This is a genomic window from Methyloceanibacter sp., from assembly GCF_058506495.1.
The window spans coordinates 18245-30427 of the sequence record NZ_JBZMXT010000008.1 but is presented as its reverse complement, the minus strand read 5'-3'; the positions used below and the strand labels follow the sequence as shown (position 1 = coordinate 30427).

The following is a 12183-nucleotide window of genomic DNA, read 5'->3' as shown; positions in this document are numbered from 1 at the left end:
CAACTCTTCAACATCGAATCCAAATATGCCTAACCTCACTATTCTTTCTCTCGCCGCGGTCGCCGTCTTAATGCTCAAGCACACCGCTGCCGATTTCTTTTTCCAGACCCCATATCAGTACTGCAACAAGGGCAAATATGGTCATCCGGGCGGCTTTCTCCACGCCGGTATTCATGTGGCGCTGACACCGCTTGTGTATCTGCTGCTGGCGCCCGCATCCCTACTATTGGCCCTCGGGATCGCGGCGGGCGAGTTCGTTATTCACTACCATGTGGACTGGGCGAAGGAGCAATTCGGCCAACGTACGCACGCGACACCACAAACGGCGGTGTATTGGCATGCGCTCGGAATCGACCAGCTGCTGCACGGACTTACTTATTTGGGAATAGTTGCGGTGCTCGTCTGGGCCGCTAGCTAGTGCAGCGCCGAGATCTCTCGGTTTGCGAACTCGAGCCGGTCGGATAGGAGCCGGATGATGAGCTTGTGAAGAGCCGCCGCAGCCGCAGAATCCTCTTCCTGCATTGTGTCAAAGGCCTCGCGAGTCAGGATATAGACAACGCTCGCGCCCTCAGCCACCACGTTCGCGCCGCGTGGGACGTTTCTATAGAACCCCATTTCACCCACAACGGTGTGCCCCAACATGCGCCGCAAGCGGATAGACCGTCCGTACTCACCGCTAATCGTAATTGCGACACAGCCCGAGGCCTGGAAAACAACAGAGTCGGATGGTTCCCCCTGCTTGAAGAGGACAACGCCGCTCTCCAACTCTCGACGCGTCATGTAGGGCTCAACACGCTCGAAGGTGATGTCGCCGCCAAGCTCACTCTGAAGCCACGTTTCAAATGTATGAGACGATGCCTCACCGACCTCATGGTACAGCAGCACCATGTCCTCGCACCACTCGACCGCCTCGTTTCGTGTCGCGAACGCCTGGTGCGGCCTGTCCGCTCCGAAGAAACCTGCGCCCAAGAATGCAGCATGCATAGCATCGCTCAGCCCACTGAAGACAAGCGTTACATCTCGTTCCTCGCAGTAGTTGCGGAGTTTGACGAGACTCAGAACTGCCGATGTGTCGAGTCCCTGTACGGCACTAAAGTCGAGAACGATGTAACCGACAGGCTTTTCTTTCTGCCCCTCGATTTCGCGCCGGATGCGCTCAAAAAGCCCGTTCGAAGATCCAAAAAAGATAAAGCCGGACAGCCAGAAGACATGGACACGCTTGCCTTCCTCCTGAAGTAGGCGCGTCTGCTCTGGCGACCGGTCCACGCTGCTCGAAAGTTCATAGCGGGTCAGGTGACGCCGGATCACGCCAATCCGGCTGTACGACAGCGCGAAAAGCAGGCACGCACCGACAACGCCCAGAACCACGCCCACCAAATACCCGAAATAGAGAATGACGAGCGCGATTGCGATGGCGAGTGCGAGGTCGGTTTGGGATCGCTGCGCCGGCGAACGCACCAGAGCCTCGATCAATATCATCGTACCGAGGTAGGCCAGCATCCCGCCGAGAATCGCCTTGGGTACGAAACTGCCGATATCGGCGCCAGCGAAGAGGACCAAACCACAAACGATCGCCACCGAAACGCCGCTGATGCGCGTAACCGCGCCAGCCTGCTGCAGGAGGAGGCTGTTGTTCAGCGACAGATTGCCCGCGACGCCGCCAAGGACAGACGCCAGTACGTTGGCAAAGCCGTTTGTTCGAAACTCCTTGTCGAGATCAGCCGATTTCTGTCGGGCGACCTCAAGACTTGAGACGTCGAGCAGCATCGAGATCGCGGTCACGCCGCACACAGCCCCTATCTCCGCGCTGCTGAGTGCCATGACGCCCCAATCGATATCATGCGTTGCGACCGCCTCTATGGGCCACCAGAGCTGCAAGGCTCCAACCGCCGCCAGATACCAATTCGCTTGAGTCTCCGGATCGTTCACGAACCACAAGAGAATGACGTTCAGCACAACAAGGAAAATAAAGAAGGCGATGGGCAGCGTCAGATAGTCGTCCATCCAGCGCTTAAGCAGCACAATAAAGAGCGCAAAGGCCAGTCCCACAGCGATCTGCGGGGCATAACGCATATCGGCCACGATCGCCCAACTCGAGGGCGACAGTGTCAGATTGCTGCCTGTGATAACTTCCACGCCGCCGGTAATGAGGAGAAATCCCGATGCGGCCAGAAAGCCACCAATCACGGGGAACGGAACGAAGCGCAGCCATTGGCCGAGCTTAAGGCCGCCCAACCCAAACAGAACGGCACCTGTTAGAAAGGTGCTTACCGTGATGGCCACCATCACATTGATGATCATCGTCTCGGTATCCGCACCCTTTGCGGCAAGCCCTGCTGCCACCGTGGTGGCCAACACACTCATAACAGCGACGGCGGGCGTATCCGGGCCTGCATCGGCGGGAACGAGCGTCGTGGTCAGCGCGACCACAACGCCAGTCACCATGGTTCCCATGATGAGCGCAGCGAGACCCAATGGAAAACCAGCGGCAATAGAGCCCTGGAAAATCAGTGCGCTAAATGAAATGCAGTAGGCGATGTTGACGATCGCCGAGATCGTCCCCGCCATGGCGTCACGCCCGAGCGTCGCGACGTCAATATTGGGCGGGCGCTTAGGCGCAAAATTTTCCAGTAAAGACAAAGGCGTATCGGGAATTCACAGGGTTGAATTGGGATCGATCATGGCTGTGCGATGCGACAATGCAAGCAAAAACGCTTTCCACCAAGATTTCCCGGTCACGAAGCAGCGCGCCGATGCAACTCATGAACCTCCCTAAACTGTCCCGTCATATGCCACAACGACGCATGCGCCCATCTTGGTAAGCCAGCTGCGCGCCAGCTAGGCGTCACCGCGACCGCAACGCGATCCCTATTTTGCCTTGCCCGTGCCAGCGTATTGCGGGTTCCAACGTGCTGCATCGAGCCCCGTCTCGACACTCCATTTTCCAAGTCGGGTCGGATGAAGCACCGCTTTGGATACTAGGCCGTTGAACGCAAAGCGGGGGACCGCGACAAAGCCCAGTTGACTGAGGTGGCCACGCATGCGTTTGCCGTCGTTCAGGGTGAAACCCCAATGTTGGAGATGACAGCTCAAAGTGATGAAGCCGACATTGGCCGCATCCCGCTCTCGCGTAAACATGCCTTCAGCGAAGAATGCGCGACCAATTGCCAGCCCGAAGACGCCGCCAACAAGACGACCCCTGAAGTCCCAGGACTCAACGGAATGCGCGTACCCTGCGTGATGCAAAGCCATGAATGCATCCTGAATGTCCTTCTCAGGCGAACAACCGCGAAGCACCGCTGCGAAGTCTGCATCGAATGTCACGCCGTAAGCCTGCGTTCTTAGGAGACGCCAAACTCGCTGAGATATTCGTACATTCTCGGGGAATGACACGGCGCGCTCGTCCGGAGCCCACCACTTCTTATCTTGGGGATAGAGCCCTTTTGCATAAGCCGCGACCATTGTGGGCACATCGAGAGTCGGGCAGCGAGAAACGAGCCCTTCCGGCTCACGCAGCGCGCGCTCAGGATCGGGCAAACGCGGACCGAAGCCCACGAACTGTTTTGCAAGCAATGCCAGCGCTGCCGGCTTGCTATAGAGCCCTGCCGAAACAAGGCTATCTGAGACCTGCTTGAGAACGCTTTGCCTCACAGACACGGACAACTCCAACGCAATACTCGAAGACGCGCCGGTGGCCCTCACTGGCCACCAGCTCTCGCGCCAAGCTTGCCTGCAAAGGATTCCCAAGGCGTTAACGCGCGCGTGAGTTCCAAAATCGTGCGCCTGCTGAATAAAGTGGGCTGCTTAAGCTTCCCGGCTGCGCGCTCGGTCCACGGCCTCAAGCCAGCCGCTGTAGCGTGCTTCTCGCTTGGCATCCGGCATCATTGGCTCATAGCGCCGGGCTGGCGCCCAATACTGCGCAAGCTCCTCGTCGGTGCCGTAAACGCCAGCGGCCTGGCCTGCATAATAGGCCGCACCAAGTGCTGTTGTTTCCGGAATCGGCGCGACCTCGACAGCCTCACCAAGAATGTCCGCCAGACGTTGCATCGCCCAGCTGTTGTCGGTCATCCCGCCATCGACCCTCAGGATGTCGGTTTCGCCGATTCCCGCTTCCGCCATGTCGCCCCGCATCGCGCTGAGCAGATCACGCGTCTGAAAAGCAACGGACTCGAGGCCCGCTGCAACGATATCGGCCTTGTTCGACGCACGAGATAGGCCAACGACCGCGCCGCGTGCACCGGCATCCCAGATTGGCGCCCCGAGCCCCTGAAAAGCTGGCACGATGTAGACTCCGCTGTCCGGATTTGCCTCTCTTGCGAGATCTTCACTCTCAGACGCCTCTGCGATCAGACCGAGATTGTCCCGCAGCCACTGAACAGTCGCGCCCGCCATAAAGATCGACCCCTCCAACGCGAAGGCGCGCGTACCATCGAGTTGCCACAGAACGGTCGACAGCATGCGGTTAACCGACTTGGTCTCCTTAGTCCCCGTATTGGCAACGACAAAGCAGCCTGTTCCGTAAGTCGCCTTAGTCATACTCGGAGAGATGCAAGCTTGACCCTTTGCGGCGGCTTGCTGATCGCCCGCCATCCCACGAATTGGCAGAGCAGCCCCAAATGCATCCGCGATCGCGAGTCCGAAGTCACCTCGATTGTCGCGTACCTCGGGCAAGATGCCGGCGGGGATATCTAGACGCTCGAGCAGCGCCGGGTCCCATTGGCCTTTCCCAATATCGAACAGCATTGTGCGCGCTGCGTTTGTCGCGTCTGTCGCGTGCAATGCGCCGCCCGTCAGCTTGAACAGCAGGAAGCTGTCGATTGTTCCAAAGCAGACTTCGTTCCGGGCTGCCTTCTCGCGAAGACCGGGCACGTTGGCTAGGAGCCACGCCAGCTTCGTCGCTGAGAAATAGGGGTCAATGAGCAGACCCGTCGTATTGCTGACACGGGCGCCCCACCCTTCTTGCTCGAGTTTGTCGCAAAGCGGTGCGGTGCGACGGTCCTGCCATACGATTGCGTTGTGCAATGGGTCTCCGGTCGCTCGATCCCAAACGACGGTCGTTTCGCGTTGGTTGGTGATACCGAGCGCAGCAATATTCTCGGCGCCAACGTCACCCACGACTGCTTGAGCGACCTCACAGACAGCCCTCCAGATTTCACGCGGGTCATGTTCTACCCAACCCGGCTCCGGAAAGAATTGTTGCAACGGCCGTGCTGCTGACGCTCCTGGCCGACCGGACGCATCGAAAACGATCGCGCGTGTGCTCGTGGTGCCTTGATCGATGGCCAGCACATATCCCATGACACACCTCGTTATACTGTTGTTCCCTGGGTCTCTTGAACAATCCACGCGCAATACTCGGCGCTTCCTCCTTGCGTGGGCAAAACCAGCAACGCCGGTACATCGTAGGGATGTAGCTCGTTGACTTTGTCGACGATGCGCTCCGTTAGCTCAGCGCGGGTCTTGATGATCATGGCAGCCTCCTCGGCCGTCTCGCGGGCACCCTCCCACTCATAAATGGAGACCATCCCAGGAAACACGTTTACGCAGGCAGCGAGCTTCGCGTCGACAAGCGCTCCGCCTATGCGCTTAGCCTCGTCTAGACTGGGGAATGTCGAGTAAATCAATACCGGCAAGTCGATTTCGCTCATGATTTCTCCCAATCGCGCTTCTAAAGAGACGTTTCGACACTGTCACACGTTAAGCAAAGCACAGATACTGATGACAAGCACTTGCAAGAGTCTGTGCTAAGAGGCACTTGCAGGAAATTAACAGCGCAGCTTTATTGTGGCTTCTTTCACTGGCTGGTCGGTCGCGCGATAGATCAAAAATGAGCGAGTTCGAAAAGATCGCATTTGTCGCGAGCGAGACGCGAGACGCGGAAGACGCGTACACCGCTCTCGTTAAGCGCTATGGCAATGCGCCGACCGAGGAGGCCGATGCAATCGTTGCGCTTGGGGGCGACGGTCTGATGCTTCAGACCATGCACAATCACCTTCACAGCCGCATCCCGATTTACGGGATGAACCGGGGTTCGGTGGGTTTTCTCCTCAATGACTACAAGGAAAATCGGCTCAGAGAGCGCCTCGCCGCAGCGGAGATCACGGTCATCCATCCGCTCCGCATGAAGGTGCGCGATGAACAAGGACAGACGCACGAGGCACTGGCAATCAACGAGGTGTCGTTATTCCGGCAGATTCACCAAGCGGCAAAATTCAGAATTGCTGTCGACGGAACCACACGCATGGGCGAACTCATCTGCGACGGGGTGCTCGTTTCTACACCTGCCGGCAGCACCGCCTACAACCTCTCAGCTCACGGACCCATTTTGCCAATCACCGCGCCGCTCCTGGCTCTCACGCCAATCAGCCCGTTTCGGCCCAGACGCTGGCGTGGCGCGCTACTGCCAAACGACGCTTGCGTTCTCATAGAGGTCCTTGAGCCGGAAAAGCGCCCGGTCAGCGCCGTGGCCGACCACACTGAGTTCAGAAATGTGGTCGCCGTCGAAATCGCCGAAGCAAGCGCCGTCAACATCTTTATGATGTTCGATCCTGGCCACACCCTTGCCGAACGCATCTTAGCCGAACAGTTCGGCTACTAAGACCCGCCTAACTCGAAGACCTGATCGATGACCGCATAGTCCTGGTAGCCCAGGCGGGCAATCGGCCGCAGCTTGGTGATGTCGACCCGACCGTCGATCAACGCGGCGTCGTCGATGTGAATACCGACGACGTGCCCCAAGACAATGGCGTGGTTTCCCGGTTCGCCCTCGGCCCCGGGAAGCTCGATTGTCCGCCAATACTTGCACTCAAAAGCAACAGGCGACTCCGCGACGCGGGGCGGCGCGACAATGTTGGACGGTGCGGGACTAAGTCCGGCCAAGGCCATTTCATCCACATCGGGTTCAACATGCCTCGATGTGCGGTTCATCGCGTCGCGCAGCTCAAATGTTGCCAGCGAGCAGACAAACTCACCGGTTTCTTCAGCGTTCCGCTGGCTGTCTTTGCGCCCACCGGACGAGAACATCACGAAGTGAGGATTAGTCGAAACGGCATTGAAAAAGCTGTAGGGCGCGAGATTTACGACGCCATCCGAGTCGAGCGTGGATATCCAGCCAATAGGCCGTGGGCTGATTAACGCCATGAAGGGATCTTGGTCCAGTCCATGCGTATTGGAAACTGCGTCGTAGAACATGAAGCCTTCCGAAGGGCCGGTCCAACTCAGCTCAAGGTCAATCTGGCATTAAGCCCGAACCGTAAGGTCGCACCGCTATCACGAATTCCAAGCCGAGACGACCTCCTCGAGCGGCGGACGGGGCCGCTCATCGGGCTTCACGGCCGCGGTCCCGATATAGATGAAGCCTGCGATTCGCTCGTTTTGTTGCAAGCCAAGCGCTTGCTGCACGCCCGGGCTGTAGGCGCACCACTCTGTAATCCAATTAACCCCGAAACCGAGCGCGCTGGCTGCGACGATCAGATTCTGACAGGCGGCCCCAGCCGACAGTATCTGCTCCCATTCCGGCACCGGAGACGGCTCCTTGATGCGCGAAACGACGGCGATGACCAGTGGCGCGCGCAAGAATCGTTTCGCTTCCATTTCTAGGCGAACTGCACTGGGCTCTGGCTGCTCGCGGCGACAGATTTCCACCAGGAGCTGTCCGAACTCCTGGCGGTCTTCGCCTTGGAAGAGGATAAACCGCCACGGAGCCAGCTTTTTGTGGTCCGGAACCCGGACCGCCGCGGTCAAGATTTGGCTGAGTTGGGCGGAATCTGGACCAGGTTCCCCAAGAGTGTTGGCGAAGACTGATCGCCGTGTGAGCAAATGTTCAATCGCTGGTTTTGGCATTCTTTGGATTCTATTGGCTTACAGTCGCGTGTGTATCGTGAAATGCGTGCACCAACAACAGGACTGAACGGATGTGCGCGCCCAACTCGTTCTCCAAAAATCGGCCTTATTCCGGGTCAATTTACGAGTGTGAAGCGTCGGTTAAGCTTATACTGATCCGGCGGGGCAGAGACATCTGGAAGAGAATCGGTATGCGGGGACAGGTTCTGACGGCACGAAAGCTATTGCTTTTGTCCGTGCTTGTCTTGGGCGCCTCACCAGTGGCGGCCGAAGAAACTACCACGCCAGATTCGCAACCTTCCGTCATTGAGGCCGAAGGCTCCGCGACGACAGTACCGCGAAAAACTTTATCAGACCCAAACGGCCCCGCATCGGCGATGCCGCCTCGAACGTCCGCTGCTCCTGCCAAATCCCGTGAAACCGTGCGCAGCGAGTCCGCCGTCTCTAAGTCCAACAAGGCCAGCCGCGAGCACACCGCAGAAAGCATCATCCAAATATCGCCGCCAGCGCCAATACCCCCACCACCGGTCGAGCCGGTTTCTATTTCATTCCACGCCTTGGCGACCGAGGGGGGGCCACGCCTCCGCTCGGGTCTGATTTGGCGAATCTTCAGTGCCAAGGCCGAAGCGGATGGCGGCTTCGAACTGATCAGCACACACCGAGAGGCGGCGCCGTCCACAACGTTGTTGCCGGGCGAGTATCTCGTAAACGCAGCATACGGCCTGTCCAATCTCACCAAAAAGATCAAGGTCGACGGAGCCGAAATGGACGATGAGACGTTCGTCCTCAATACGGGCGGTCTCAAGCTAAAAGCCGTACTCGCCGACGGTACGGAATGTCCCGATGGCGAGGTCGAGTTCGATATTGAGTCGGACGAGCGCGATCAATTTGGGAAGCGTGAGACCATTCTGGCGGATGCGAAGCCAAATAAGGTCGTACGCCTGAACGCAGGCGCGTACCACATTAGGAGCCTGTATGGAGATGCCAACGCCAATGTCGGTGTCGACGTGACCGTCGAACCAGGACGCATCACCCAGGCGACGATCAAGCATACTGGCGCGAAGATAACATTCCGCCTTGTGCAGCGCCGAGGCGGTGAAGCATTGGCGGGCACCGAGTGGCAAGTACTCACATCAACCGGGGACACGGTGAAGAAGAATGTGGGCGCGCTGCCGACTCATATTCTGGCCGCAGGAAGCTACGCGGTGATCGCCAGGCATGGCGGAAAATCTTACTCGCGAAAGTTCGCGATCGAACCCGGGAACGACAAACAAATTGAGGTAGCGATCGCAGACGGGCCCACGCCGCCGAAAGAACTGCAGGTCTTGCTTGAACCGCCGCCGCCGCCCCTCCCTGGCGGGAGCGGTTTCGCCGGCCAATCGCCGTCAGGCGCATTTGGGGCAGCAAAACCCGCGGACCCCAACGCCCCACTGCTCAATCCCGGCGCGCTATTGCGGCCCACGCGCTAGCGCAGCTTGCGATACTTCATCGCACTACGCCGCCTTCGCTGTGTCATCCGACGTCTTTGTGTCCGGTGGAACTGCGTCAGCCGTAATCGTCGCGATCGCATCGTCGAGGCTCATCACTTGTTGCTTTTGCGACCCAAGACGGCGCACTGAGACTGACCCCTCCTCCGCCTCGCGCTTGCCGGCAACCAAGATGATCGGCACCTTTGCCACCGAATGCTCGCGAACCTTATAGTTGATCTTCTCATTGCGAAGGTCCGCTTCCGCTCTCAGGCCGGCCGCCTTTAGCCGCTCCAGAACGGTCTGGGCGTAGCCGTTCGCATCAGAAACGATTGTCGCCACGACGACCTGCGTTGGAGCAAGCCACAGCGGCAGGTGCCCAGCATTGTGCTCGACAAGAATCCCTGTGAAGCGCTCCAACGAACCAAACATGGCGCGATGGATCATGACCGGTACCGTCTTCTCTCCATCGGCGCCGATGTAATAGGCGCCGAGGCGCTCTGGCATGTTCAGATCCACCTGAATGGTTCCGCACTGCCAGTCGCGTCCGATCGCATCCCGCAGGACATACTCCAGCTTGGGCCCATAGAAGGCCCCTTCGCCGGGATTCAGTTCGTATGTCAGTCCGGCAGCCTCTACGGCACGCTTCAGCGCAGCCTCGGCTTTATCCCAAACAGCGTCTTCGCCGACACGCTTATCGGGACGATCAGAGAATTTGATCCGTACATCCTCGAAGCCGAAATCGCGATAAATGGACAGCATCTGTTCGTTGAGCTTCACGCATTCTTCCGTAATTTGATCTTCTGTGCAAAAGATATGCGCATCGTCCTGGGTGAAGTGGCGGACCCGTAACAAACCATGCAGGGCGCCGGACGGCTCGTAACGATGGACCTTGCCGAATTCGGCCATGCGCAGAGGCAGATCGCGATAGCTCTTCAGGCCGTTCTTGAAGATCTGGACATGGCCGGGACAGTTCATGGGTTTGCAGCAGAACACGCGGTCGTCGGGCGTCTCGGCTATATACATGTTCTCTTGGAACTTCTCCCAGTGCCCGGACTCTTCCCAAAGCGTCCGTTCCATCATGTCGGGCGAATTCACCTCGACATAGCCCCACGCCTGCTGTCGCCGCCGCATATAGCCAATGAGCGACTGGAATAGCGACCAGCCCTTGGCATGCCAAAACACAGCGCCTGGCGCCTCCTCCTGGAAGTGAAACAGGTCCATTTCGCGGCCCAAGCGGCGGTGATCCCGCTTCTCCGCCTCTTCCAACATATGAAGATAGGCCTTGAGGTCATCCTCGGTCGCCCATGCCGTGCCATAGATACGCTGAAGCATGGGATTGTTGCTGTCGCCTCGCCAATAGGCGCCCGCGATCTTCTGGAGCTTGAAGGCCTTCCCGATCTTGCCCGTAGACGTCATGTGCGGTCCACGGCAGAGGTCGAACCACTCGCGCTGCGAGTAAATCTTGATATCGTCGCCTTCAGGAATCGCGTCGATGAGTTCGACCTTGTAGTCCTCGCCCATCTCGCCAAACATCTTTTTCGCCGTCTCGCGCTCCATCAGGTCGTATGAAAACGGCGAGTCGCGCTGGATGATCTCGCGCATCTTTGCTTCGATCTTTGGCAGATCCTCCGGCGTGAAAGGGTCGTCGCGCGCGAAATCGTAGTAAAAGCCATTTTCGATCACGGGTCCGATCGTCACTTGTGTACCTGGATAGAGTTCCTGGACCGCTTCAGCCATGACATGGGCAGCGTCGTGCCGGATCAGTTCCAGAGCCTCAGGGTCTGTCCGCGTAACGATGCGGATTTCGGAGTCGGCCTCAATCGGGTCGTAGAGATCCCGAAGCGTTCCATCGATCACCATCGCTACGGCCTTTTTGGCGAGCGATTTTGAAATGGAGGCCGCAACATCACCACCCGTGACTCCAGATTCGAAGTCGCGTGCGGAACCATCCGGAAACTTTAGGGAAATCATCGTGTCTCTCCTCTCACTCCTGCGTACCGGCGCAGGTAAGACGGAATTGTCAGATAGGCGGCGGTTTTTAACGGGAATCGCGGTCCGCGTCACCCGTATTTAGTGGTTCTGTTGGAACATGCCAGCGCCCATAGCGCCAGGGGGCGAAAGGATTGTGTTCGTCGCGAATGTCCGGCACCGGATCATGTCCATTGCTGCCCCATGGATTGCAGCGGCAAAGACGCGCCAGCGTGAGCCAGCCCCCTTTCCACGCGCCGTTCAGATCGATGGCCTCGCGTGCATAGTCAGAACAGGTGGGAAGGTGTCGACAATGCGCACCGACAAGGCCAGAGAAGGTATAGCGATAGGCCATTACTGGCGCGAGCATCACCGCTTTCGCGACGCGTTTGCTGACTGTTTCGGGCGCGGCCATTCCTTGACGGACTCCTTAGCTTTACAACGCTGGCTGAGCGGAGCCAGCCTGCAAGGCTTCGATCTGGGCAATAGCATCTTCGACAGCATCGAAGACGAGCAAGGTGGAGGGTTGCCGCGCCTTATATTCACTGACGGACTCCAGTAGAGCCAAATCTTCCCACCGCCCCTCGGGGACTGGTCCGCCTTGTTTCAGCATTGCTCGCATGGTCGCGCCCACATCACGAAGTTCTGCTGCCGTTGAGCCTACAATCTCACGCCCCACCACCGAGGCTGCCGTCTGGCCCAAAAGACAAGCGCGGACTGTCTGCCCGTAGTCGACAACCACGTCGCCGTCCATCACCAGGTCAACTTCAACCGTGCTGCCGCAGAGCTTGGAATGAGCTCGAGCCGTCGCTTGGGGTGAGGCTAATCGTTGCGTCCGTGGCATCTCGGCAGCCAAAGCGAGCAAACGATCACTGTAAATGTCCTCAGGCCGGGTCATGAAACG

Annotated in this window: 12 protein-coding genes; 3 read left to right on the top strand and 9 right to left on the bottom strand. The window is 58.4% G+C overall.

Annotation, left to right across the window (positions count from 1 at the left end; genetic code table 11):
• Nucleotides 1–25: 25 nt before the first annotated feature.
• Nucleotides 26–418 carry a DUF3307 domain-containing protein gene (locus AC33YF_RS03250; RefSeq protein WP_491775767.1) on the top strand — a complete coding sequence of 131 codons (393 nt, stop codon included), beginning with the start codon at nt 26–28 and terminating at the stop codon, nt 416–418.
• Here AC33YF_RS03250 and AC33YF_RS03245 read toward each other — a convergent pair.
• The 4 genes from AC33YF_RS03245 to cutA all read right to left on the bottom strand — a co-directional run bounded on the left by AC33YF_RS03245 (nt 415) and on the right by cutA (nt 5648).
• The gene (locus tag AC33YF_RS03245; RefSeq protein WP_491775766.1) at nt 415–2568 is read right to left on the bottom strand and encodes a SulP family inorganic anion transporter; all 2154 of its coding nucleotides are present in this window, start codon (nt 2566–2568) and stop codon (nt 415–417) included. The genes AC33YF_RS03250 and AC33YF_RS03245 overlap by 4 nt on opposite strands.
• Nucleotides 2569–2868: 300 nt before the next feature.
• Nucleotides 2869–3657 (bottom strand): leucyl/phenylalanyl-tRNA--protein transferase, encoded by a 789-nt coding sequence (locus AC33YF_RS03240; protein ID WP_491775765.1) that lies wholly within the window; start codon nt 3655–3657, stop codon nt 2869–2871.
• Nucleotides 3658–3804: 147 nt separating this feature from the next.
• Nucleotides 3805–5298 (bottom strand): glycerol kinase GlpK, encoded by a 1494-nt coding sequence (gene glpK, locus AC33YF_RS03235; protein ID WP_491775764.1) that lies wholly within the window; start codon nt 5296–5298, stop codon nt 3805–3807.
• A gap of 11 nt (nt 5299–5309) precedes the next feature.
• Nucleotides 5310–5648, bottom strand: coding sequence for a divalent-cation tolerance protein CutA (cutA, locus tag AC33YF_RS03230; RefSeq protein WP_491775763.1), 339 nt, complete (start codon nt 5646–5648; stop codon nt 5310–5312).
• Nucleotides 5649–5827: 179 nt separating this feature from the next.
• Between cutA and AC33YF_RS03225 the strand changes: the two genes are divergently transcribed.
• A complete protein-coding gene (locus tag AC33YF_RS03225) occupies nt 5828–6598 on the top strand; it encodes an NAD kinase (RefSeq protein WP_491775762.1) in 771 nt (256 codons plus the stop codon).
• On the opposite strand, the gene AC33YF_RS03220 is transcribed toward AC33YF_RS03225, so the two are convergent.
• Nucleotides 6595–7191, bottom strand: coding sequence for a flavin reductase family protein (locus AC33YF_RS03220; RefSeq protein WP_491775761.1), 597 nt, complete (start codon nt 7189–7191; stop codon nt 6595–6597). The two genes, AC33YF_RS03225 and AC33YF_RS03220, sit on opposite strands and share 4 nt — an antisense overlap.
• Nucleotides 7192–7269: 78 nt before the next feature.
• Nucleotides 7270–7842, bottom strand: coding sequence for a nitroreductase family protein (locus tag AC33YF_RS03215; RefSeq protein WP_491775760.1), 573 nt, complete (start codon nt 7840–7842; stop codon nt 7270–7272).
• Between the two features lie 191 nt (nt 7843–8033).
• Between AC33YF_RS03215 and AC33YF_RS03210 the strand changes: the two genes are divergently transcribed.
• Nucleotides 8034–9311 carry an RgsD C-terminal domain-containing protein gene (locus AC33YF_RS03210; protein WP_491775759.1) on the top strand — a complete coding sequence of 426 codons (1278 nt, stop codon included), beginning with the start codon at nt 8034–8036 and terminating at the stop codon, nt 9309–9311.
• 24 nt (nt 9312–9335) lie between these two features.
• Here the strand turns inward: AC33YF_RS03210 and thrS are convergent, their stop codons facing one another.
• The 3 genes from thrS to AC33YF_RS03195 all read right to left on the bottom strand — a co-directional run bounded on the left by thrS (nt 9336) and on the right by AC33YF_RS03195 (nt 12177).
• On the bottom strand, nt 9336–11282 hold the full coding sequence (gene thrS, locus AC33YF_RS03205; RefSeq protein WP_491775758.1) for a threonine--tRNA ligase: 1947 nt from the start codon (nt 11280–11282) through the stop codon (nt 9336–9338).
• Between the two features lie 67 nt (nt 11283–11349).
• Complete coding sequence (gene yidD, locus AC33YF_RS03200; protein WP_491775757.1) at nt 11350–11694, bottom strand: membrane protein insertion efficiency factor YidD; 345 nt, start codon at nt 11692–11694, stop codon at nt 11350–11352.
• Between the two features lie 21 nt (nt 11695–11715).
• Entirely contained in the window at nt 11716–12177 is a 462-nt protein-coding gene (locus AC33YF_RS03195) for an iron-sulfur cluster assembly scaffold protein (protein ID WP_491775756.1), read from the bottom strand.
• Between the last annotated feature and the right edge of the window lie 6 nt (nt 12178–12183).